This window comes from Oceanispirochaeta sp. M1 (assembly GCF_003346715.1).
GTDB lineage: Bacteria > Spirochaetota > Spirochaetia > DSM-2461 > DSM-2461 > Oceanispirochaeta.
On sequence record NZ_QQPQ01000012.1, the window covers coordinates 102,070 to 126,147 of the forward strand.

The window sequence follows — 24,078 nt, forward strand, 5'->3', positions numbered from 1 at the left end:
ATAAAATGGAATCTTCCCGGGGTTTTAAACTAAAATTAACTTTATATTCAAACAAAGGATAAATAATGGAAAAAAAATTATCGAAATACATTGATCATACATTGCTGAAGGCCGGCGCAATGCCGTCTGAAATCGAAAAAGTATGTGAGGAAGCTTTAAAATATGATTTTGCGTCAGTATGTGTAAATGCATGCTATACCTCTCTGGTGGCAGAAAAACTGAAAGGCAGTACTGTCCTTCCCTGTGTGGTTGTAGGATTTCCATTAGGAGCCAGCCCCAGTGAAATAAAGGCTGCCGAGACAGCGCAGGCAGTGAAAGAGGGTGCTGGTGAGGTTGATATGGTTATCAACGTTGGTCAGATGAAGGCCGGAAATACAGAATATGTAGGAAAAGATATCAAGGCAGTTGTAGATGCCTCGGGTTCTGCAGTTGTAAAAGTTATTCTTGAAAACTGCTATCTCAGTAAAGAAGAGATTCGTCAGGCCTGTCTTCTCTGTGAAGAAGCTGGTGCTGACTTTGTAAAAACATCCACAGGTTTTGGTCCCGGAGGAGCTACTCTTGAAGATGTGGCTCTTATGAAAAAGACTGTTCCCAAACTTCAGGTAAAGGCTGCCGGTGGAATACGTGACCGTGAAACAGCCCTGGCCATGATTGAAGCCGGAGCAGACCGTCTGGGCGCCAGTGCCGGTATTGCTATTGTCGAGGGGGATGCCGATGCGGGCAACAATACTGGTTATTGACAGTTTTGGAATAGGTGAACTCCCGGATGCCGGTGATTACGGTGATAAGGGTTCAAATACAGCACTTCACATCGCTCAGGCTATGGAGCAGGAAAGTCTATGGCCTGCATTGAAGAACCTGGGTCTTGGGAATGCTTCTGAACTTTTAGGAAATCCACTCCCCGGATGTGAAGCAATTGCAGCTCCATCGGCAAAATTCGGAGTTATGAAAGAAAAATCTCCCGGCAAGGATACAACAACAGGTCATTGGGAGATGGCGGGACTTGTACTGGAACAGGCATTTACTCAATTTCCTAAAGAGTATCCTTCCTTTCCCGAAGATCTGGTTCAGGCTTTCATTGAAAAGACCGGATGCGGCGGGATTCTCGGCAACAAGGCTGCAAGCGGTACTGCAATAATTGAAGAACTGGGTGCTGAGCATCTGAAAACAGGGTATCCCATCTGTTATACCTCGGCAGACTCAGTTTTTCAGATAGCCTGCCATATGTCTAAATACTCAATCGAAGAGCTATATAAGATGTGTGAGATTGCCAGGGAACTTTGTGATCCTCTGGCTGTGGGACGTGTTATCGCAAGACCCTTTGATGGTCCATCTGATGCCTTTTTCCGTACTAAAGAGCGCCATGACTATTCCATCGCTCTGCCTGATGATTCACTTCTGGATCATCTGCAGAAAAATGGTGTTAAGACAGTGGCTGTCGGCAAAATAGGTTCCATATTCAACGAATCCGGCATAACAGAAAGTCATCATGATTCAGGGAATCCTGCCTGTATTGACAGAACCGAAGAGATTCTTTCAAAACCTTCTGAAGCTAAAGAGTTTCTTTTTGTAAACCTTGTTGATACGGATATGATTTTTGGACATCGTCGTGATGTGAAAGGTTACGGGTTTGCTGTATCGGAAATTGATACCAAACTGCCCCGGTTTCTGGATATGATGGCAGATGGTGATGTAATGATTATTACAGGTGACCATGGTTGTGATCCTTCCTTTAAAGGAACCGATCATACACGTGAACATATTCCACTACTCTGGTATCAGAAAGGTGCTGAGGGAGGCTCAGTGGGGATCAGAGAGAGTTTTTCAGATATAACCGCTTCCCTATGTGATTATTTTCAGGTTGGGTCTATGGAGCACGGTGAATCTTTTCTATGAATATGAAAGAGATGCTTTCCACCGGGGCTGATTCTGCTCAGATTAAAGAGTGGTTTCGTAAAACCTGGTTAGAGTCCTCTTCAGATATGAATTCCCATGAAAGGGTAAGTGACGCACTGAATCATAAGGAGCCCGACAGGGTTCCTTTTGATTTCTGGGTTGTTCCCGAGAACTGGGTTAAGTTGATGAATTATTTTTCTGTCCATAGAAAGGATGATCTCCTGGATCTCCTTGGTATCGACTGTAGAATAATTTCCCCAGACTATATCGGTCCGGAACTCGAAAAGAATGGAGATGGATCGTTCTATAATGCCTGGGGCAGTGTACGGAAAATTGTTCAAAATGAATATTCAGTGTATGAAGAGTATGCGGCATTTCCTTTGGCAGATGCCCAAACAGTTTCAGCGGTGGAAACATGGGACAAATGGCCCGATTCATCCTTCTGGGACTGGAAAAGCCTTCATAAAGCCGTAGAACAGGCAAACAGAAAAGAGAAAAGACATATCAGATACGACATAGGTGGAATTTTCGAATCTGCCTGGGCTCTTTACGGTCTTGATAGTTTTCTGGTGGCTCTTTATGAAAAACCGGAAATTCCAGAAGCTATCATGAACTGTTATACAGAGATTTTTATTTCCAATTTCAGGGCTGCTATGGCCGAAGCCGGTGATTCAATCGACATGGTATATACTTATGATGATGTGGCCGTGCAGGATGGACTTCTTATGTCTCCTGATATGTGGAGACGTTTTATTCTCCCTTTTCATCAGAAATTGAATAAAGTAATAAAAGAATACGATGTTAAGCTTATATATCACTCCTGCGGGTCTGTTCTCCCTCTTGTAGATGCGTTTAAGGATGACATGCATATTGATGTTCTTAATCCGCTTCAGCCAGCCGCGAAAGATATGAACATGAAGACTATAAAAAACCGCTGGGGCGCTGCTCTGGCATTTCACGGTGGAGGCGATCTTCAAAGAACACTTCCTTTTGGTTCTGTGGATGATGTTCAGAACGAAGTTGATTCTCTATGCAGAACACTGGGTCCCGATGGCGGCTATATCTGTACTTCAGCCCATTATATTCAGGCTGATGTACCCCTGGAAAATATTCTTGCCTTTTATTCTACTGAGAGAAAGTGCAGATAAAAGGTTAAAAAAACAAATGTGCATATGCACGGCTATTGCAAATAACTCAAGCTCCTGATAGATTTAAATTATTAAGATTTATCAGGAGAGAAATATGGCAAAATTATCACCGGAAGTAATTACAGCAATAGAAAAAACAATGCCTTACTGCATCGCAACAGCCTCAGCAGATGGAAAAAGCAATCTTGTGTATATCGCATGTCTAAAGGTCATTGATGAGAATACAATACTTATTGCTGATAATAAATTCGAGAAGACAAGAGCAAATCTGGATGCTAATCCACAGGCCAGTCTTGTTGTATTGGATCCTGATACAAAAATTGCCTATCAGATAAAGGGTGCAATGGAATGTCACAGCGAGGGAGCCAAATATCAGGCTGCCGTTGACTGGGTTCATGAGGAACGTCCTCAGCTTACTCCCAAGGCCGGATTTTACATGAATGTGGAAGAAGTATATAACGGACCCGAGCGTCTGGCCTGATATTACCCTTTTTTAATCACCAATAAAAAAAGCTGTCCGTGATAATCACAGGACAGCTTTTTCATTTATATACTATTTCCATTCACCGGATCAGTTTCAGTTCTTTTCGTAGATCTTTCCATCGGCAGAAGGTGCAACAGATTTTCCAACAAATATAACAAGAAGAACAAGTGTCATTACATAGGGCAGCATGCTCAACAGCTGTGATGACACTTCAATACCTGTTCTGGGCATGAATACAACAATGGCTTGAGCCAGACCGAAAAGGAGACAGGCCCACATAGCACCCTGAGGTTTCCACTTTCCGAAGATCATGGCTGCCAGAGCAATAAATCCCTGACCCGATATGAGGGTCACCCTGAACTGTGAAACAATGGCAATACTTACGGCGGCACCGCCGAATCCGGCCAAAACACCCGATGCAATTACTGACATATATCTGATTTTATAAACACTTATACCCAGTGTTGCTGCTGCTTCAGGATGTTCTCCTACAGAACGGATTCTCAGACCCAGTTTTGTCTTATAAAGCACAAACCATACAAGCAGTACTAAGAAAAAAGCCAGGTATACAGTTGAATAGCGGTTGAAAATCATGTCAAAGAAGGAATTCTGTTCGAATACTCCATTCAGAGGACGGCTGATTTTCTCATCAAGAGGCAGGGGTAGTGTCATTGCTGCACCATCAAACATCAGACGGCTGAGAAGCAGGGCAAATCCAGGACCCAGAAAGTTAATGGCGATGCCCGAAACAACCTGGTTAGCTGTAAAGCTGATACAGGCTACCGCATGAAGCAGTCCGAAAAGACCGCCCACCACACCCGCAGCAAGAAAACCTATCCATCCGTTATGTGTATAATAACCTATGGCTGCACCGATGAAGGCTCCCATAAACATTATTCCCTCAAGGCCGATATTTACAACACCCGAGTTTTCAGAGATTGTACCGCCGAGAGATGTATAAATAAGTGGGGTGGCATACATCAAAGTAGTACCCAGAAGAAAGGCAATGCTTTCAAAAAACATTATTCAGCCTCCTTTTTCTTTGTCAGTTTCATCATTTTTATCAGTTTAGGCATGGCAATAAACAGAACAATTGTTCCCATGATAATGCTTATGATCTCATAGGGGGCACCAATCTTCGATTGGATTTTTGATCCGCCATATTTCAATGATCCGTAAAAAAGTCCAGCCAGAATACATCCAATAGGATTATTGGCTCCGATCAGGGCAACCGAGATACCCTCAAAACCATAACCTTCCATAGCAGCAAGTGCTGATGCTTCTCTTGTAAATCCCAATATTTGAACAGCACCGGCCAGGCCGGAAAGTCCACCGGCAATCGCCATGGCGCTTATGGTGTTGGACTTTATATTTATACCGCCGAATTCAGCAGCATCCCGATTAAAACCTACGGCTTTAAGACTGTAGCCTAATGTTGTCTTATTTAGAATAAGAAGAATCACAACAGCAGCGACAATAGCAATCAGAAATCCCGCATTTGCAGGTGTTCTTAAAATATCATTGAAAAATGGATGTGCTTTTTTGAATACCTGACCTTCAGGACTTCTTTTCCATGTATCAAAGAAAATAATTTTCGCTGAATCCAGGACTTTATTGGTTGCCTCTGAGCCTGGTCTTTTAATTTTTTCATTAAGTACCAAGAAGTTATTCAGATACAGGGCTATCCAGTTTAGCATAATGGTTGAGATAACCTCATTAACACCGTATTTTGCCTTAAGATATCCTGCAATACTCCCCCATAAAGATCCCGCAGTAATACTGCAGATCAGAACAAACGGGACATGAAGCAGAGCAGGCATATGAACATAGTATCCCACAAGCGCAGCAGTCAGAGAACCTACGATAAACTGTCCTTCGGCTCCTATGTTGAAGAGTCCCGTTTTGAAGGCGAATGCTACAGAAAGACCCGTTAAAATAAGTGGTGTAGCATAGATAATAGTCCATGAGAAATTTTTGGCAGATCCAAAGATTCCTTCAAACATTACAATATAGGCTTTTATCGGGTTATATCCAATTAGTATAAGTATCACTGCACCTACTAATAATCCAAGAATTATGGATATCAAAGTTAGACCCAGGGCAGAATTGCTTGTACGTTTTTTCATTCGTGAGTACCTCCTGCCATCATAAGTCCAATATCATTTTCATTTGCACCTTCAGACTCTATTTCTCCTACAATCACACCTTCATAAATGACACCTAGTCTGTCTGAAACATTTATTACCTCATCCAGTTCAAGGGATATGAGAAGGACTGCTTTGCCTTTGTCTCGCTGAGCAACCAGAGCCTTATGAACATATTCAATAGCTCCCACATCAAGACCTCTGGTAGGCTGTACAGCAATCAGAAGATCAGGATCGTTGGAGATTTCACGAGCAATTATAACTTTCTGCTGATTACCACCTGAAAGGGAACCGGAAATATAATTTTCGTCATCCGGACGAATATCATAATCTTTCACAAGCTTTTTTGCATAATCTTTTATTGCCGGGAAATTAAGCCACCCATTTTTAGAAAATGGTGCCTTTTTATAGTTTTCAATAATAATATTTTCAGCTATTGAATACTCAAGTACCAGGCCTCTTTTCTGTCTGTCCTGAGGGATTGTAGACACTTTATGATCCAGAATACCTCGTGGACTGAGTCCCAATATATTAGCTCCGTTGACTAATATTTCTCCGGATTCAGCTTTACAGATTCCTGTAAGTGCATCAATTAATTCATTCTGACCATTACCGTCAACTCCTGCAATTCCGAGGATTTCACCTCGACGAACTTTCAGGTTCAGACCGCGAACAGCTGGTATCTTTCTGTTATCTTTAACATGCAGGTCTTTTATTTCAAGAACTATTTCACTGGGAGTTGCTTCTACCTTATCTACTTTAAAGGATACTTCCCGTCCCACCATCATTGATGCAAGGTCTGATTCAGTAACATCAGAAACCTTAACAGTATCAATCTTTTTTCCACGACGGATTATGGTACAGAAATCAGAAACATCTTTGATTTCTTTTAGTTTGTGGGTAATGATAATAATGGTTTTACCCTGTTCTGTGAGGCTGTTAATGATATTGATAAGGTCGAGGATTTCCTGAGGAGTCAGAACCGCAGTGGGTTCATCCAGGATAAGAATATCCGCTCCTCTATAGAGAGCTTTCAATATTTCAACTCTCTGCTGCATACCTACAGTGATATCCTGAATACAGGATGTGGGATTGATGGCAAGCCCATAACGTTCGGATAACTCCATAACGTCTCTGGTAGCCTTTGCCATATCCAGAACACCGTATTTGTGTGTTTCCATACCCAGAATTATATTTTCAACAACTGTGAAAGGTTTAATAAGCATAAAATGCTGGTGAACCATGCCTATTCCATGCTGAATAGCCACATTAGGCGTATCCATGACTACTTTTTCACCATTGATGAAAATATCCCCGGAAGTGGGGTGATAAAGACCGTACAGAGAGTTTACCAGAGTCGTTTTCCCCGCACCGTTTTCACCCAGGAGGGCATGAACCTCTCCTTTATGTACAGTCAGGTCAATATTGTCATTGGCTACAAGGGAACCGAATTTCTGAGTAATCCCTTTCATCTCTACAGCGATCTGGTCGAAATCATAATTATTCAAAGACTTCCCTCCAGAAAATAATTGACCCCACCGGGAGGCAGGGTCAATTTTTTAATTACTTAAATTGTAATCTGATTATTTTAATTCTACAACTTTATAAGCTGCAAGACTGTCTGCTGTATTAGGAACAACAAAGTCAGCTGCAATAATCATTTTTTCAAGTGAAGCAACTTCTGCCAGAATATCGGCAGGAACATGCTTGGAGCTGGTAGGTGCAATTCCTACTCCGTCTTCAGCAAGACCGTAAGATACAGTGGAACCTCCGGGGAAGTTCCCATCATTAAGATCTTTTGAAAGGTTGTAGATACCGTTGTCTACTCTCTTCATAGCAGATGTAAGTACGTTGTCGGGAGCCAGGTCGTTCTGGTCTCGGTCAACACCGATTGCCCACTTTCCCTGCTCTTTAGCAGCTTCGATCAGACCATTTCCAACACCACCTGCGGCATGAAAAATAACGTCTGCACCCTGCTGGTACATGGAGTTGGCAATTGATTTACCCTTGGCTGCATCTGTAAAAGACTCAGCATACTGGGTTAATACTTCAATATCAGCACCGGCCTGTTTTACGCCGGCTTTAAAACCGTACTCAAACTCTTCAATCAGGAAGAATTTAATTCCACCGATAAATCCGACTTTTCCAGTCTCAGACATTCTACCTGCGATGTAACCAACGAGGTATGAAGCCTGCTCAGCTTCGAATACAACACCTACAAGGTTTGAGGGAGTATCTTCGAAAGCGCTGTCAATAATGGCATACTTCTGATCAGGATTGTTCTGAGCAGCTTCGAGGATAGCATCTGCCATCATGAAACCGATTCCCCAGATTAGGTCAATGTCTTCATCAAGAGCACTTTCCATATTAGGCATATAGTCGGCATTCTGTTTGGATTCTTTGTAAGATACATCGATTCCAAGGTCTTTTTTAGCTCTCTGCAGACCTTCCCATGCTGACTGGTTGAAGGATTGGTCATTAACACCACCCACGTCAGTTACCATGGTAACTGACGTTTTAACAACTTCCACAGCTTTTTCTTCTGCGGGGGCAGCTACTTCTGCTTTCTGCTTGTTGCAACCAACAAGTGTCAGAGCAAAAACTACTGCTAAAAGAATAGACAGTTTTTTCATACTTTCTCCTTAAAGATGATTCATAGAATTCTAAATTCTAGGTTAAGTTTCAAACGTCTAAGTGTCAAGTTGAATTAGATAAAGTAAGACCTTTTATTCTGTTTCGATACCCATTCATGACCGTATTGTAGTTCTTTGACTTTACACGGCGTAACGCATTTTATATATTGATGCAAAACTGAAACCCGGAAACCATTTAAATGAACATAAATAATGTATATAATAAAACTGCAGGGATTCTGCTTATAGCAGCTCTGTTCTCTATAGTTTTTTCCTGCAAAAGCAACGATGTACCAGATGACAATACAGCAGTGGAAGATGAATTCTACTTAAGCCGTCCTAAATTTATCGTAGACAGTCCAATCTCACGTCTTCCTTATACTTTGAAATGGGAAGAAAACCGAATGGTCAGATCCTATGAAATCCAGGTGGCTTTTGACCAGAAATTTACCGATTCGAGACAGCACTGGACCACAAAAGAACCCTTTCTCCTCCTGAAGGAGATTAAGTCAGATATAGTATATGTACGTATCCGTTCCCATTTCGCAGATGAAAGCAGCCGCTGGAGCGAGATTCTTGAATTGAATCTTAGCGGAGAGGAACTGAAGATAAACAGAGTCCGTAACTGATATACCTGGACTCTGTTTATATTGATATTTTTCAATAACCATCTATACTGTCTTCATGACTAATATTAAAGAAACAGCAGGTCTACTCTCTCTACGTGAGCAGACTGTGTCCAGCGTACTTGAAATGTTTGCAGACGGGGCTACAGTGCCCTTTATGGCACGCTATAGAAAAGAGAAAACCGGAAATCTTGATGAGGTCGTTATCTCTTCAATTATTAAAACATATGATCAGCTTCAGGAGCTGGACAAACGTCGTAAAAGTATTCTTAAAATAATAGAATCCCAGGGTAAGTTGACCGATTCCCTGCGAAACGCCATCGAAGGCTGTAAAGATTCTGTGATTCTTGAGGATCTATATCTTCCATATAAACAGAAAAGAAAAACCAGGGGTATGGCTGCTGCCGAAAAAGGGCTGAAACCTCTGGCAGATCTTATTCTGAAAAATGCCGACCCATCCAGCGTTAATAAATCCGATTATTATGGTTCTCAGGGACAGGCGGACAGCTGGGATGATGCTCTTCAGGGGGCTTCGGATATTCTGGCAGATACTATTAATGAAGACAGCAGAGTCCGGCAGACCCTCAGACAACTTTATAAGGAACGCTCCTATCTCCATAGTAAGCCCGTAAAGGGAAAGGAGGAGGAGGGTCAGAAATACAGGGATTATTTTGACAGAGAGGAATTATCTGCCAGAACACCTTCTCATAGAATCCTGGCCATGTTCCGCGGTTCAGATGAGGGATTTCTCCGTCTGAAGATCAGACCGGACAGTGATAAGGCTCTCAGTACTCTCCAAAGATCGGCTCCTGTTAAAAGCAGCCGATGGAACAGTCTGGTAGAGGATATGGAAAAAGACTGTTATAAACGGCTACTGGCACCTTCTCTGGAGACAGAGCAGAAAAAAGGTCTGAAAGAAATTGCTGACGAAGAAGCTATCCGTGTCTTTTCTGAGAATCTACGGGTTCTACTGATGGAGGCTCCTTTAGGACAGAAAGCAACACTGGCACTGGATCCCGGACTACGGACAGGATGTAAAATTGTCTGCCTCAGTCCACAGGGAAAGCTACTGGCAAATGATGTGATCTATCCTCTGCCTCCTCATAGTAAAACTGATGATGCAGAGAGAAAAATAAAATCTTATATTCACAAATATAAAATAGAATCCATTGCAGTGGGAAACGGAACCGGTGGTCGTGAGACACAACAGTTCTGTCTCTCCCTGGACTGTCTGAAGGATATTCCTGTTGTTATGGTGAACGAGAGCGGTGCTTCTATATATTCCGCTTCTGAAACAGCCAGGAAGGAATTTCCTGATTATGATTTGACTGTCAGGGGGGCTGTTTCCATCGGACGAAGACTTATGGATCCGCTGGCCGAACTGGTTAAACTTGATCCTTCCTCCATAGGAGTTGGACAGTATCAGCATGATGTCAATCAGAAAGCCCTTAAACAGGCGCTGGATGAGGTGGTTATGTTTTGTGTAAACTCAGTGGGTGTAGAGCTCAACACCGCCAGTGAACAGCTTTTATCCTATGTTTCAGGCCTCAATGCCAAAACAGCAGCTTCAATTGTGGCTCACCGAGATGCCCAAGGGCCTTTCAGTTCCCGAAAGGAATTGAAGAAGGTAAAAGGTGTAGGGGATAAGTGTTTTGAACAGGCCTCGGGATTCCTAAGAATCAGGGATGGTAAAAATTTACTGGATAATACAGGAATTCACCCCGAGCAGTATTCATTTATCGATGAGTTATGTAAGAAACTCAGCACCACAGTGGAAAATCTGATTAAAAATCCTGAATCACTGACCGGTTTATCCTTAAAAGAGTTTGTACAGGAAAACAGGGGAATGGAGACGATCCAGGATATAATTGATGAGCTTAAACAGCCTGGAAGAGACCCGAGGGAAGAGTTTACTCTTTTCGAGTTTAATAAAGATATTAACACCATGGAAGACCTGCAGGAGGAGATGATTCTTCCCGGTTTAATTACAAATGTTACCGCTTTCGGTGCCTTTGTTGATATCGGTGTTCATCAGGACGGCCTGGTACATATCAGTCAGCTGTCAGATCATTTTGTATCTTCCCCTTCTGATGTTGTTAAAGTTGCTCAGAAGGTACAGGTAAAAATCCTTGAAGTAGATCTAAGCAGAAAAAGAATTTCCTGTTCTATGAAAGGAATTGATCAGGGCTGATCAGTCAGCCGCGCTGAAAAAAAATAATTTGCCTGGAGCCGAGTAATTTTAGTAAATTAGAATACTACAACCTCAGCTCAAAAAAATATAAAATAAAAAACCCGCAAGGGTGTTAGGAGTTTTGATGATACTGTTTATGTTTAAGAAAGCATTCTGGGATGCCTGGGATAATATGGGCCGCATGCTGCTTATCAATTTTGTTATGATTCTTCTTGTGGCAATCCCGGTATTTCTTCCGAAGGCTCTTGTTGATATACCTGCTTTAAGTCTTGCCATGCTTATACTGAGTATTCTTCTGATTTTTGTCTATGTGGGTGCCGTTTCAGCTTATGTACGAGATATTGTTCAATATAAATCTCCCGATCTGAAAGATATTCTGACACATCTGAAGGATAACTGGAAAAAAAGCCTGATCCTCGGAGCAGCATCAATATTCTTCTATTTCATCTGTTTTACAGGATTTCAGTTTTATTCCGCATTGGGTAGTACCATGGGTCTTATCGGTCTGGCCTTTCTATTCTGGATCTTTGTAATTGTATCAATCACACTGGTGTTTTTCTTTCCCGTAATGAATAACCTTGATAAGGATCTGAGGAAAATTGTTAAAAAGAGTTTTATCCTCTTTTTTGATAATACCGGTGTAGCTGTGGCTCTTGCTATCGGTATGCTTTTCAATGCCGGTGTTTCTTTGGCTCTTGCCTTCATTCTGCCTGGTATCGGTGGAATCCTGATTCTGCAGGAGAGTGCAATGAAACTCATTCTCATGAAGTATGATTATCTTGAAGAGACTCCTGATGCTGATAGGAAAAAGATCCCCTGGGGCGCTCTCCTTAGAGAGGAAAGAGAGAAAGTCGGTGTAAGAACATTGAAAGGTACAATTTTCCCCTGGAAAGATTGATATTAAAGATTAGTTTTAAATACTGATTATAAAAAGAAAGGCTGCAGAAGTTCAAATGAACCTGCAGCCTATTTTTTTGTCCTGCCGGATAACCCGACAGGCATTTTGTTCTGCTGCCTTTTTCATCAGGCAGCATTTACATATTTATTAGAGTAAATCAGCTTTCTCAATGAGGGTTATCTTATAGGAGTAATCCTTTTCATTGATAGTGAACTTGGTTGATTTATTCAGTTTAATTCCCATAATTGCGGCACCGAAGGGTGATACATAGGAAATAACATTGTTGGAGGGGTCTGATTCCCATGGACCTAAGATTGTGAAAACCTCTTCCTTCTCATTGTTTTCATCAACGAGAGTAACCTTGGTTCCGAAGGATACTTTCTTAATATCCAGAGTTGAAGGATCAAAGACTTTAGCCTTTTCAATACCTTCTTTCAGCTTACCGACCTGAATGTTAAGAGATTCCTGCTTTTCCTTACCGGCCTTGTATTCGGCATTCTCCTTCAGGTCTCCCATTTCAATGGCAATACCGATCTCTTTGGAGTTTTGGGGAACTTCCACATCAAGGATATGCTTAAGTTCTTTCTGTTTACTCCGGAGACTCTCTTCAAGAACAAAAAGAGTATGTGAAACTGCTGTAACAGGAGTTTCTTCTTTCTCTCCAAGGAATTTAATCTTGGGATATTTATCCTTGATTTTCTGCCGGATACCCAGCTTGATGGTAACATCCATCTCTTTAACATCCTGCAGAAGGGTGAAAAGACGGCTTACTGTGTCTTCGTCTCCGCTGAGGATAAAGTCTTCAAGTCTGTTATCCTTAAAAAGAAATGTCTGAATTGCTCTGTTGAGCTTCTTATTCTCAGTAACATTTCTCTTGTTGCTTATGTCTCTGAATGTGATATCCAGAAGGTGAATCATGTTGATTAGAATCTTTTCATAGGGGATTCCAATGGAGGGGAACCAGGGTTCGTCAACAGCAGATTTTGCTATCCACAGGAAGGCTTCCCGGAATTCTCTGAAATGAGTCATGATATCCTGCAGCTTATCTTTTACAAGATTATCAAATCCATTGCCGATAAGATCCTCAACAACTGATTTATTCAGGTAGTAGGGGAAAAGCATAATATAATAGTTCTGCCACTCATCAATATTGGCTTTGATCTCCAGGAGAAACTCTCTTTTCAGATCTGCATATTGAATGGAACCGAACATCAATTCCAGGTCTTCAACATCATTAAATACATCAGTGAAACTATAATTTATTCCAGGGTTGAGGAAGGGGAAATCCTTGATGATTTTAGAAACAAAAAGAAAGGAACAAACTACCTGCTCATTTACATTGGCGGCTTTCAGAAAAGCTGTGAAGTAATTAAACATTTCAGAAAAGTAGTCTGAATCAGGATCTGCTTCTTTCATAAACTCAAGAATTGTCTGGTATCTGTCAAAGAAATTAGTCTCAGCCTTAAATCTGTTGAAGGTTTTCTCTTCAAAGGAAATGGGCTTATCTCTTACCATAAACAGATCAAGCTTCTCGGGCATATTACCAAAATCGGCATCTGTTTTAAGAACTCTTCTTGCTTCGGTACTCCAGCTGGACCATTCACCCTGTGTTAGAACAGCAGGAACAAGCTCAGCTTTCATTCTTTTCATATCAGCAGCATTGTTAAAACTTCTGATAACTGTTTTCAGAGTCCAGGGAATATCTTTTTTAACTTTGGCATGAAGCTTCTCTTTAGGAAGAATGCTTTTCAATACCCATATATGATTCTTTGTAAGACTCAACAAAGCATTTACAGCCATTTTGAGAGACATGGTGTGTCCACGCTTTGTTGCAAAATCGATTGTGATTTCATCACCCTTGATTCCACGAATAACACCGACACCCCATGTTTTATGGTGTACAAAATTTCCTGCATCGAAAGAGATATGCTTTTCAAAGTCAGAAATCGCTTCGGTGATATTTCTCCAGCTCTGATTGAGGTTTGAAAGTTTAATATATTCTTCCAGCTGACTGTGACCTTCAAAACGGCTTCTGTAGCAGTTGACGATCTCTTTTCTTGCCCAGGGGCTTTTTGCATCGTACTGAAGAATCAATTTCAATATATTGATTGCAGTTTCCCAATCACCTTTTTCCTGAATTGCAGGGTAAATGTCTTCAAGAAGAACTGTAGCTTTTTCAATGGACATGGTTTTGGCGATTTTCTTTTCAACCATAAGAAAGAATTCAAGATCATCAAGACTCAGTTCGATCAGTTTTGACCAAACATCTTTAACATTTGTAAAGAGGTTTTTATTGATATATCGGTGTATTGCTTTTTTATAATAGCTGATAGCTGCTTCAGTCTTTCCATCAGCTTCATATTTTTCAGCTAGTTTCTTGACGATCTCGGCTTCGTTGTAATCAATTTTGATTAGTCTTTCCCAGACAGTGAAAATCTCATCATGACGATCTTCATTGCTGTAACACTCAGAAAGAACACGGAGAGCCATTTTGTTTTCACCGAATCTGAGAATCCGTTCACAAAGAAATTCAACTATATTCCATTTGTGATTACCGGAAAAGATGTTGATTAGCTCAACAAGGTGAGAATCGTCAATCTGCTGTTTATCGAGAGAGATGATTCCTGATATATACAAACCGATAATACTGTTTTTTGAGTGATCAAGATGCTCTTCACAAAGTTCCTTGATTTCATCCTGTATATTGGAATTAAGAATCTCTTCTACTGTTTCATCCAGCTCTTCAAAATTCTTGATTGTATAATTGCTGAGAGTAGCACGGGTCCATTTTTCCTCATTCAATAAATCATTAATTTTGTTGATCATTTCTTCTGACATAGTTTTTAACATACTCCTGCTTTAGTTGATGTACTGCCGGTAAATTGACGGGTTAAGCAATTTTATATTCATAAGGACCTCATCAATCGTTTTTCTATCTTCCTTCGTGCTTATATAATGATCAATAAGCCAGAAATACCTATTTATTAAACGGGGCACCAGCGTCCCGTTCTCACTATTCTGCCGGATTTCATTCTGAAGAGAAAAAATGGACTGCTTGAGTTTTCCATACTCAATAGGCCGCATTTCTCTTTTGATATTGAATACTCCATAGATGACTCCGTACACAGGAAGCCATTCACTCAGGTATTCTTTTTCTATACCGGTCTCAATAACTTTCTCAATGAGCTTCAGTATGAGTCCTGATTCAAGTCTTGATAAATCAACTTGCTCAGGATTCAGATAGAAAGCTTCCCGAAAAAATATTTTAGCTCCCTGCATTTCATCTACAAGGGCATAAGTATCAGCCAATTCAGCCAGAATCTCAGAGTTATCTCTGTTCATCTTGGCACCTTTTTCAAGGATACTGACTGCTTTTTCATAATTCCCCAGCACCTTATTGCATCTTCCGATTCCAAGGTACAGTTCCAAATCATTGTTATCATCCAGATGTAACTGTTCATAGCAGCACAACGCTTCTGAATGAACCATGTATTTCAGGGATTGAATTCCCCTCTCAGGAGCCACACTTTTGATTTTGTCTGACCAGTCAGTAAACTGATCCCACTGCTTCAAAAGATAGTCTCCCTTTTCATATGGACCGGTAAAATCGATCATTCTGTTCCAGCGCTCTTTCCAGAATTTCAGCATTCTGAGAAGTCCCGCCAGTTCTTCACGGTCAAAGTCTACAGAATAAGCTTCATCCAGCATAGACAGGGCTCTATCGAGTTCCCGTCTCGCGGTAGAGCGATAGACATCTTCGAGATATTCATCTATGTCTTTTTTCAGCTCTATATCACTCATTCTTGTTTTAGCCTGAACATTCAGGTAAATGCACTACTGCATCTTTCTAATTATACCTGTCCCGCTACTTTAGTCAACAAATGCAAACTTTGTGAAGCAATGAAAATTCATAATTCACTGTTTTTTCTTTTGAAGCTGCAGTTTTACAAAAAAAAACTTTTAAGTATAATTGATAAATGAAGAAAATAATAAAATGCGCTCCTTCGATTTTAGCGTCTGATTTTGCGAATATCTCCCAGGGTATTAATCTGATTGAATCTGCCGGAGCAGATTGGGTCCATCTTGACGTTATGGATGGATCATTTGTCCCCGAAATAACTTTTGGATCTCAGATGGTAAAAGCCGTGAAGTCAAAAACAGATCTTCCTCTTGATGTTCATCTGATGATTGAGAAACCTGAAAATCATGTTCAGTCCTTTTTAAAGGCCGGTTCCGATTTTATCACCTTTCATGCGGAAGCTGTTGTTCATGGCCACAGGGTTATACAGATGATTAAGGACGGCGGTGCAGGAGCAGGGATCTCTATAGTACCTTCAACTCCTGTTTCAGTATTGTCTGAGTTGCTCCCTTTTGTAGATCTGGTGCTTATTATGACAGTAAACCCGGGATACGGTGGACAGTCTCTGATCCCTGAATGTCTCGATAAGGTCAGAATACTCAATGAAATAAGAGAAGAAAAGGGCTATAAGTATGAGATCTCAATTGACGGCGGGGTAAACAGGTCCACAATAAAGCAGAGTAAGGAGGCAGGAATAGATGTTTTTGTCGCCGGGTCCGCTTTCTTCGGTGCCGACGATCCTGCAGCAGAGGTTGAGTATCTAAAAAATTGCTGATCTGGGTGAAAGGTATTTTACTTTAAAGGATGGACCGCCGATGTTTGAACTGTGAGGTACTGTCTGATGAAATGGAAATTTCTGCAAAGCAAACTCTTGATTGTTTGTCTGATATTGATTGTGCAGCCTGTATTTGCCGGCAATGCTCTAAATGATGAATTTCTCTTCGGGCTTGATTTGTTCAAGGAAGCCCGTTATGAACAGTCAATACGTCTGTTTCAGGCTGTGTTAGATGATCCGAAATCTGATGATCTGCACGGAGATGCAAGTTATTGGCTGTCCAGAAGCTATCTGGAAAGTGGAGATCTTGTCAGTTCATCCCAGTACCTGGATGATTTTCTGATGAATTATGCCTCTCATGGACTCAATATCCCTGGACGGTACTATAAGGGAAGAATACTCTTCATGCAGGAGGAGTATGATAAATCAATTCATTATTTCTCCTCTTTCCTGACTTCATATCCTGACAGCCCCTATTATGCCAACAGCCTTTTCTGGATAGGTGAGTCGCTGTATTTCCTTGGAAGATTCGATGAAGCAGGTGAAATATACAGCAGCCTCCTTGAGAAATATCCCCGCAGTGTTAAAACTGAAGCATCACGCTACCGTCTCTCCCTTATTGAATATAGATACAGGGAAGAGGAACTGCTCAAGCTGCTTCAATGGAGTCACGAGGAGTTTTTAAAGAGCTCTGGAGATTACGAGCAGAAAGAAAAAGAATTTAATCAGGCTCTTGCTGTTTATCAGGAAAAACTGATTGAACTGACAAAAACGCGGGAAATCTATGATAACAGGTTGAAGCTGCTTTCCTTTAAGCAAGAAGCTCTGGATTTGAAAGAAAGACTCCTTAGAGCTGTTTCCGGAGGCGAATCAGGTGAATAAAATTAAATATACAGCAGCAGTACTGCTTCTTATAACCGGTCTCTACGGAATCTCGGCATTAGAGCTCAAGGATAATTCCTCAAAGGTTCTTTTTGATGAGAAAGATGCTGTATGGAGTCTTTATTACAATTATGATGGAAAAATGCTCCCTTTGTTTGAAGACAGGGACAGCAGAACCTCATATATGAATATAGTAATAGACAACAGAACATACAGACTTCAGAAGAACTCCTTTTTTAACCAGCATACTGAATCAAACAACGGTTATGTCGTAGCTCACTGGAGCAATAATATTCTTCATGTGACTCAGACCGTTAAGGTGGATCATCAGATTAAAGGGTTCAGCGTGACGGTTACTGTCAGAAACCTTTCAAAGAATTACCTCTCAGTGGGTTTGAAAAACCTTGTTGATACTCATAATAACTCGGATGGTCCCGATTTTACTGTTAACGGAAATCTTCCTGTCAACTCTGAAAGAGAGTGGACTGCGGCGGAAGTTCCTGACTACTGGGCTACATTTCCAAATAGTGAATCTGGAAGTCAGATGACCTACACAACTCTGGGAGACAGAAAGCCTGATAGAATAATTTTTGCCAACTGGAAGCGTTTGAATGACAGTGACTGGGATTTTAATCTTAGAGAAGGCCGGGATTTTTCTCTGCTGCCTTATTCAATAAATGATTCGGCTGCAGGTATTTTTTACAACGCTGTCTCCATCCCCCCGGGGACTGAAATATCAATACAGTATGCTCTGACAGCCGGAGGGCCTGTTCTTGGAAAGAGGAGCAGTGCTTCTACGGCAGCTGTTGCTGGCAGTTCAGATACTCTGGACGGGAAACAGATTATTCTCAATTATGCCCTGGGATATGACCTGGACCTGATTGATAAAATTATTGATGAGATCAATTCGCTTCTAAAGACTGCTGATCCGGTATATAATTCTCAAATTGAGTACTATGAAAATGAACTGGAGAAGCTTAAGCAAAAATTATCTCACTATGAAAATTTACAATAAGACACTTAAAAAAGCATATAAACTTCTCAGATCCGGGCAATATGGTAAAGTTGTTGCCCTGCTGGAACCTAAGGTTCCTCTATTTCTTGAAAATTATCAGTTTTACTATATTCTGGGAATCGCCTGCCTCCGGAACGGTGATAACGGCGGGGCCGATACATATCTGAAAAGAGCCGTTCAGGTAAACAGGAATGCCGTTGAACCTCGTCTGTTTCTGGCTTCTCTTGCACTCAGACGTAAAGATACAACCGAGGCCGTCAGATTATGGCTCGGTATTCTTGATATTGATTCATCCTGTAAAGAAGCCAAGAAGGGCCTTGACAGGATTAGAAAAATATCAGATTCAGAGGCTCTGGATCTGTACCTCAACAGAAACAGCTTTCGTAAGCTCCTCCCGAGGATTAGAAAGAGACTGTCCCCACTGTTTCTGCTTATACCCCTAATGGCAGTTATCTTTTTTTCCGGGTATATGAAGCGCGATCTGATTTCCGGATGGTTTGATTCCAATGATCTTCCTTCCAGAGAAAATCTTTCCTATATGTTCAGTGATTTGAAAAAAGAGAAGCTGACGGATGAGAATCCTCAGGGCTTTATTTTCAATTTAACTGAAGACCAGATTCTTACTTCGTTGAAAAGTGCTCAGACTTACTTTGATGCATATGATGATAACCGAACCCGGAAAGAAATAAACAGAGTTCTCTATTCAAATGCTTCAGAATCTGCCAAACAGCGGGCACGTATACTTGAGGGCTATCTGAAAGAGCCAGATCTTACATCCTTTGAAAACATTTTTGACTATAAAGATGTGATTGAAGATCCCTATCTATATAATAAATGCTTTATCAGGTGGAAAGGGCGCTTTTCCAATCTGAATATGTCCGATCCGGGAATGTTCTTTGATTTTCTGGTGGGTTATGATACCGCAGAGGTACTTGAAGGTATTGAACCGGCGTATACCGATTTCCAGGTACGTCTGGACAGCAGCCTTCCCCTGGAAGTTCTGGGACAGATAGAGACACTCGACAGAGACAGCCTCAGGATCAGAGTTGTTTCACTTCGAAATATAGTTGATCCATAATCTCTTTGCTGGTATATTAACAATACAAATGTATAGTGTTTTGCTGAATCTCAAAATTATGTTAATTATGTATGAAGTATGAGAGCAGTTTTTACTGTATGATTATTATCAATAATTAACAGTAAGGCTCAGTTCAGTTGAATCAGCGGAGGAAAATCATGGCAGATAAAAGCTCAGATGACAAAAAAAAGGCTATAGAAGCCGCCCGTCTACAGATAGAAAAGCAGTTCGGTAAGGGTTCCATCATGAAAATGGGCGATCAGCCTCATATGGAAGTTGAGGCTATCCCTTCAGGTTCAATTCTTCTGGATGAAGCATTAGGTGTAGGTGGATATCCCAAGGGCCGTATTGTTGAAATTTATGGTCCTGAATCCTCAGGAAAAACAACACTGGCTCTTCATGCAATTGCTGAGTCTCAGAAACAGGGTGGTATTGCTGCTTTTATCGATGCAGAGCATGCCCTTGATCCTTCATATGCCAGGGGACTTGGTGTCAATGTTGATGAATTGTGGGTTTCTCAGCCTGACACAGGTGAACAGTCACTGGAAATAACAGAGTCTTTAATCCGTTCCGGTGCTGTAGATATCATTGTCGTTGACTCAGTTGCCGCTTTGACGCCACGTGCCGAGATCGAAGGGGATATGGGTGATTCCCATATGGGATTACAGGCAAGACTGATGAGTCAGGCTCTTCGTAAATTGACAGGTATCATTTCCAAGTCCAACGCTTGTCTTATTTTTATCAATCAGATTCGTATGAAAATAGGTGTTATGTTTGGAAATCCTGAAACCACAACTGGTGGTAATGCTCTGAAATTCTATTCTTCAGTCCGTCTTGAGGTTCGAAAGATTGAAACAATGGCCAAGGGACAGGAAGATGCAATCGGTAACAGGGTTCGTGTAAAAGTTGTAAAAAATAAGGTAGCCCCTCCTTTTCGTAAGGTGGAACTTGAAATTATATTCGGTAAGGGTATTTCTTCTATTGCAAGTCTTATGGATGCAGCTCTGAAGTATGAACTGATTCAGAAAAGCGGAAGCTGGTACTCCATGGATGAGGAGAGAATCGGACAGGGACGTGATAATGTCAAAAAATATCTGGAAGATAATGAAGTTATTGCAGAGAATCTTCTTTTACAATTAAGAGGAATAATGTTCCCTTCCAAGAAAGTTGAAGCTCCCAAGGATGATAAGAAAGTTAAGAAAGCTACTAAAGATAAAGAACCCAAGAAAATAAAAGAGGAGTTGTTCTGAAAGAAGAACACTCCTTAAACAAGGTCTATATCGGTATCGGCACAAATGTGGGCGATCGTATTGCCAATCTCCTTGGCGCATGCAGATCCCTGAATGATATATTGGATGATTTCTCAGCATCCTCTGTCTGGGAAACCAGAGCTATGATTGTTGAAGATCAGCCTAATTTTCTTAATATGGCAGTCTGTGGTGACTATCAGGGAGGCGAGAACAGTCTTCTTGAAGATCTCCAACGCATTGAAGCCTCCCTGGGGCGTGACCGCAGCAGGGAGATCCCTAAAGGTCCAAGAACAATGGATCTTGATATATTGTTCTTTTCAGATAAAAAAATTGAAACAGAGACACTTACAATTCCCCATCCGGGAATTCGGCTGAGGGCCTTTGTTCTCTATCCTCTTCTGGAAGTTTATCCCAAAGATTCACCGGCCTATATTCAATATAAGGAAGCACTGGAACAAATGGATGATCAGGGTGTAGAGTGTTTTATAAAAATTATGAAGGGAAAAAGTATCTTCAAAGCCTTGGAGGAAAAGCGCATTGAGTGAACATGTTACATTTCAGCTGGATCAGTTTGAGGGTCCTCTAGACCTGCTGCTGTTCCTTATAAAGAAAAATGAAGTGAATATATATGACATTCCCATTTCTTCCATAACGGAGCAGTATCTTTCTTTTCTTCAATACTCAACAGCGGTCAATTTAGAGAATATTACAGAATTCTATCTCCTTGCCGCTACTCTTCTTTACATCAAATCCAGAATGCTTCTACCTGTGGAGGTCGATTTTTCAGATGAAATTGAAGACCCTCGGGAAGAGCTTGTTGCTAAACTGATCGATTATCAGAAATATAAAAAACTCTCAGAGCTTATGACAGAGCAGGAAAAATCCACAGAGTGGGTAATTGAGCGTAAAAAGAAACAGCGTATGCTCCCCTTTGATAATGAAGAGGAGCTCTGGGAAGAAGTTGATGTGTGGGAGCTTCTGCAGAGTTTCTCTACTGTTATGGGGTCACTTACAAAGGAAGCTATTGTAAATCTCTATGAGGAAGTGACTGTAAATGAGAAGATTACTCTTATTCAGGAACTCCTTGAAGAGAGGGGTGAATTCGGCTTTACCGACATCCTGATCAATCCCAATTCTATAATGGAAATTGTCTGTGCTTTTCTGGCAGTCCTAGAATCTGTTAAAACCAGGCTCATAATGGTCTATCAGAACAAGCTTTTTGGCGATATTATGATAAAATCAAGACATTCGGAACAAGAGAGTGAGAAACATGAATCTGATTCAGGAACGATCGATAGTTGAAGCAGCCTTATTTCTTGAAAGTGATCCCGTTACAATTGAGCATCTGATCAAAGTCACAGGTTTATCCAGGGATGTTCTTAAAGAGGTGATGGATGAATTGAAAGATCACTATGCAGGCGAAGAGCATGGAATAGTGATTAACGAAGTGCAGGGTGGATATGTACTGGCTGCTAAAGAGGCTCTTTGGGATAATCTGAAAGAGTACTATGGTAAAAAAAATGAAGACAAATTGTCCCGTGCCGCTATGGAAACATTATCTATTATCGCTTATTCTCAACCGCTGACTAAAGCTGAGATAGAAAATATCCGCGGTGTCAGCTCCGACGGAATGATCCGTCTCCTGGTTAAAAGAGGTCTTATCCGTGAAGTCGGTAAAAAAGATGTACCCGGAAAACCTCTTCAGTACGGAACATCCAAGGAATTTCTGAAACTTTTCAGATTGAAGAGTATATCGGATTTACCAAAACTGGATGAAGTTGAACAGAAAAGGTTTGAATTGAATGGATAAAGATTTTGAATCACTGAGACTGCAGGTCTATCTGGCCCGCTGCGGTGTAGGAAGCAGAAGGAAATGTGAAGAATATATCTCTGATGGAAGGGTAACCGTCAATGATAAGGCAGTTCTTGTTCCCGGACAGAAAGTCGGTCCCGAAGACCGCGTGTGCTATAACGGAAGACCGGTGCGTCCTGAAAGGGAAAATGTCTACATCGCTTTACATAAGCCCTCCGGCTTTATTTGCTCCAATCAGGACGATCAGGGGCGGCCTTTGGCTATCTCTCTTCTCTCTGATGTAACAAACAAAAGACTCTATAATGTAGGCCGCCTGGATTATATGACCTCGGGTCTTATTTTCTTTACAAATGACGGTGAGTTTTCCAAACTTATGACACATCCTTCCTCCCATCTGGAAAAGGAATATATGGTCACCACGAAAAAAGAGATACCCAAAGAGCTTATGGAACAGTTTAAGAAGGGAATGTCTGTGCAGGGTGAGTATTTCCGTCTCAAGCGTTATACCTTAAAGGGCAGCAGGTCTGTTTCCATTACTCTTGAAGAGGGAAAAAACAAAGAGCTTCGTAAGGTCTTTCTTTCTAAAAATATTACAATCAAGAGTATTCACAGGATCAGAATCGGCAATATCAAGCTGACAGGCCTTGCCTCCGGGCATTTTAGAAAGCTGACAAAAAAAGAGATTGATCAGCTGAAGAATCAGGCAGAAGAAAATAAGCTGAAATCCTCAAAAGCCAGAAATAAAAAATGATAGTAGCAATAGATGGTCCGGCGGGTGTCGGTAAAAGTACAATAGCATCAACAATAGCCCGGGAGATGGGCTATTTTAATCTTAACTCAGGTAATTTCTATCGTGCAGTCTCTCTGTCACTTATGAGGAATAATATAAAAATTGATGATGAAAAAACCGTCTCTGCGATAGCAAAGGGACTGAAGTTCGATATCAGTGACAATCATCTGTATATGAATGATGAGGATGTTGAAGATCTTCTCCACAATGATGAAGTGGATGCCATCGTGGCTGAGGTGTCGGCTATAGTGCCCGTGAGGCACATTGTAAACGAGCATCTGAGAATTCTCAGCAAGTCTCTGGATCTTGTGGCCGAAGGCCGTGATATGACAACTGTTGTTTTTCCTCATGGCGAGGTAAAAGTTTTCCTTGATGCCTCCCCGGAAATACGTGCTGAAAGGCGCTTCAAGCAGGGTGTAAGCACCCTGTCTTATGAGGAAATTCTTGAGGGAATTCGCAAGCGGGATGTGATCGACAGAAACAAAAAAGAGGGAAGTTTAATCATCTCAGATGACGCCTTATATATTGACACATCTAGCTTGACGTTAGAGCAAGTATGTGAGAAAGTAACAGATAAAATTAAAGAATTAAAATAA

23 protein-coding genes are annotated in these 24,078 nt (G+C 41.2%); 17 read left to right on the forward strand and 6 right to left on the reverse strand.

The genetic code is table 11. From position 1 onward, the window contains the following. Window positions 1-65 precede the first annotated feature (65 nt). The 4 genes from deoC to DV872_RS10455 all read left to right on the forward strand — a co-directional run bounded on the left by deoC (window position 66) and on the right by DV872_RS10455 (window position 3,525). Window positions 66-740, forward strand: coding sequence for a deoxyribose-phosphate aldolase (gene deoC / locus DV872_RS10440; RefSeq protein WP_114629874.1), 675 nt, complete (start codon window positions 66-68; stop codon window positions 738-740). Then, window positions 715-1,896, forward strand: a complete 1,182-nt coding sequence (locus DV872_RS10445; protein ID WP_114629875.1) for a phosphopentomutase — start codon at window positions 715-717, stop codon at window positions 1,894-1,896. The genes deoC and DV872_RS10445 overlap by 26 nt, the downstream gene beginning before the upstream one ends. Beyond that, window positions 1,893-3,044, forward strand: a complete 1,152-nt coding sequence (locus DV872_RS10450) for a uroporphyrinogen decarboxylase family protein (protein ID WP_114629876.1) — start codon at window positions 1,893-1,895, stop codon at window positions 3,042-3,044. Before DV872_RS10445 ends, DV872_RS10450 begins: the two co-directional genes overlap by 4 nt. 94 nt (window positions 3,045-3,138) lie before the next feature. Next, window positions 3,139-3,525 (forward strand): pyridoxamine 5'-phosphate oxidase family protein, encoded by a 387-nt coding sequence (locus tag DV872_RS10455; protein ID WP_114629877.1) that lies wholly within the window; start codon window positions 3,139-3,141, stop codon window positions 3,523-3,525. A 96-nt stretch (window positions 3,526-3,621) separates the two neighbouring features. Here DV872_RS10455 and DV872_RS10460 read toward each other — a convergent pair whose 3' ends face one another. The 4 genes from DV872_RS10460 to DV872_RS10475 form a co-directional block, all read right to left on the reverse strand. Beyond that, on the reverse strand, window positions 3,622-4,551 hold the full coding sequence (locus tag DV872_RS10460; protein ID WP_114629878.1) for an ABC transporter permease: 930 nt from the start codon (window positions 4,549-4,551) through the stop codon (window positions 3,622-3,624). Continuing rightward, the gene (locus DV872_RS10465) at window positions 4,551-5,654 is read right to left on the reverse strand and encodes an ABC transporter permease (RefSeq protein ID WP_114629879.1); all 1,104 of its coding nucleotides are present in this window, start codon (window positions 5,652-5,654) and stop codon (window positions 4,551-4,553) included. Before DV872_RS10465 ends, DV872_RS10460 begins: the two co-directional genes overlap by 1 nt. Further along, window positions 5,651-7,144, reverse strand: a complete 1,494-nt coding sequence (locus tag DV872_RS10470) for an ABC transporter ATP-binding protein (RefSeq protein WP_114629935.1) — start codon at window positions 7,142-7,144, stop codon at window positions 5,651-5,653. Before DV872_RS10470 ends, DV872_RS10465 begins: the two co-directional genes overlap by 4 nt. 111 nt (window positions 7,145-7,255) lie before the next feature. Next, window positions 7,256-8,305, reverse strand: a complete 1,050-nt coding sequence (locus tag DV872_RS10475; protein WP_114629880.1) for a BMP family protein — start codon at window positions 8,303-8,305, stop codon at window positions 7,256-7,258. A 200-nt stretch (window positions 8,306-8,505) separates the two neighbouring features. Between DV872_RS10475 and DV872_RS10480 the strand changes: the two genes are divergently transcribed. From DV872_RS10480 to DV872_RS10490, 3 genes are all read left to right on the forward strand, one after another. Then, window positions 8,506-8,934, forward strand: coding sequence for a hypothetical protein (locus tag DV872_RS10480; protein ID WP_114629881.1), 429 nt, complete (start codon window positions 8,506-8,508; stop codon window positions 8,932-8,934). A gap of 55 nt (window positions 8,935-8,989) precedes the next feature. After that, the gene (locus DV872_RS10485) at window positions 8,990-11,122 is read left to right on the forward strand and encodes a Tex family protein (protein ID WP_114629882.1); all 2,133 of its coding nucleotides are present in this window, start codon (window positions 8,990-8,992) and stop codon (window positions 11,120-11,122) included. Window positions 11,123-11,246: 124 nt separating this feature from the next. Further along, window positions 11,247-12,020 (forward strand): hypothetical protein, encoded by a 774-nt coding sequence (locus DV872_RS10490; protein ID WP_114629883.1) that lies wholly within the window; start codon window positions 11,247-11,249, stop codon window positions 12,018-12,020. A gap of 147 nt (window positions 12,021-12,167) precedes the next feature. Here DV872_RS10490 and greA read toward each other — a convergent pair whose 3' ends face one another. Together greA and DV872_RS10500 are read right to left on the reverse strand one after the other, a co-directional pair. After that, a complete protein-coding gene (gene greA / locus DV872_RS10495; RefSeq protein WP_114629884.1) occupies window positions 12,168-14,858 on the reverse strand; it encodes a transcription elongation factor GreA in 2,691 nt (896 codons plus the stop codon). A gap of 21 nt (window positions 14,859-14,879) precedes the next feature. Further along, window positions 14,880-15,821 carry a hypothetical protein gene (locus DV872_RS10500; RefSeq protein WP_114629885.1) on the reverse strand — a complete coding sequence of 314 codons (942 nt, stop codon included), beginning with the start codon at window positions 15,819-15,821 and terminating at the stop codon, window positions 14,880-14,882. A 176-nt stretch (window positions 15,822-15,997) separates the two neighbouring features. Between DV872_RS10500 and rpe the strand changes: the two genes are divergently transcribed. From rpe to cmk, 10 genes are all read left to right on the forward strand, one after another. Continuing rightward, window positions 15,998-16,654: a ribulose-phosphate 3-epimerase gene (gene rpe / locus DV872_RS10505; RefSeq protein ID WP_114629886.1), complete on the forward strand. Its 657-nt coding sequence runs from the start codon at window positions 15,998-16,000 to the stop codon at window positions 16,652-16,654. Between the two features lie 66 nt (window positions 16,655-16,720). Further along, window positions 16,721-17,536 carry a tetratricopeptide repeat protein gene (locus tag DV872_RS10510; protein WP_114629887.1) on the forward strand — a complete coding sequence of 272 codons (816 nt, stop codon included), beginning with the start codon at window positions 16,721-16,723 and terminating at the stop codon, window positions 17,534-17,536. Then, a complete protein-coding gene (locus tag DV872_RS10515) occupies window positions 17,529-18,551 on the forward strand; it encodes a hypothetical protein (RefSeq protein ID WP_114629888.1) in 1,023 nt (340 codons plus the stop codon). Before DV872_RS10510 ends, DV872_RS10515 begins: the two co-directional genes overlap by 8 nt. Next, window positions 18,535-19,629, forward strand: a complete 1,095-nt coding sequence (locus DV872_RS10520) for a lipopolysaccharide assembly protein LapB (protein WP_114629889.1) — start codon at window positions 18,535-18,537, stop codon at window positions 19,627-19,629. Before DV872_RS10515 ends, DV872_RS10520 begins: the two co-directional genes overlap by 17 nt. Window positions 19,630-19,787: 158 nt before the next feature. Continuing rightward, window positions 19,788-20,879, forward strand: coding sequence for a recombinase RecA (gene recA, locus DV872_RS10525; protein WP_114629890.1), 1,092 nt, complete (start codon window positions 19,788-19,790; stop codon window positions 20,877-20,879). A gap of 35 nt (window positions 20,880-20,914) precedes the next feature. Beyond that, on the forward strand, window positions 20,915-21,424 hold the full coding sequence (folK, locus tag DV872_RS10530) for a 2-amino-4-hydroxy-6-hydroxymethyldihydropteridine diphosphokinase (protein ID WP_255566863.1): 510 nt from the start codon (window positions 20,915-20,917) through the stop codon (window positions 21,422-21,424). Then, window positions 21,417-22,181, forward strand: a complete 765-nt coding sequence (locus DV872_RS10535; protein WP_114629892.1) for a ScpA family protein — start codon at window positions 21,417-21,419, stop codon at window positions 22,179-22,181. The genes folK and DV872_RS10535 overlap by 8 nt, the downstream gene beginning before the upstream one ends. Continuing rightward, on the forward strand, window positions 22,150-22,689 hold the full coding sequence (scpB, locus tag DV872_RS10540) for an SMC-Scp complex subunit ScpB (RefSeq protein WP_114629893.1): 540 nt from the start codon (window positions 22,150-22,152) through the stop codon (window positions 22,687-22,689). The genes DV872_RS10535 and scpB overlap by 32 nt, the downstream gene beginning before the upstream one ends. After that, complete coding sequence (locus tag DV872_RS10545; RefSeq protein WP_114629894.1) at window positions 22,682-23,443, forward strand: pseudouridine synthase; 762 nt, start codon at window positions 22,682-22,684, stop codon at window positions 23,441-23,443. The genes scpB and DV872_RS10545 overlap by 8 nt, the downstream gene beginning before the upstream one ends. After that, window positions 23,440-24,078, forward strand: a complete 639-nt coding sequence (gene cmk / locus DV872_RS10550; RefSeq protein WP_114629895.1) for a (d)CMP kinase — start codon at window positions 23,440-23,442, stop codon at window positions 24,076-24,078. Before DV872_RS10545 ends, cmk begins: the two co-directional genes overlap by 4 nt.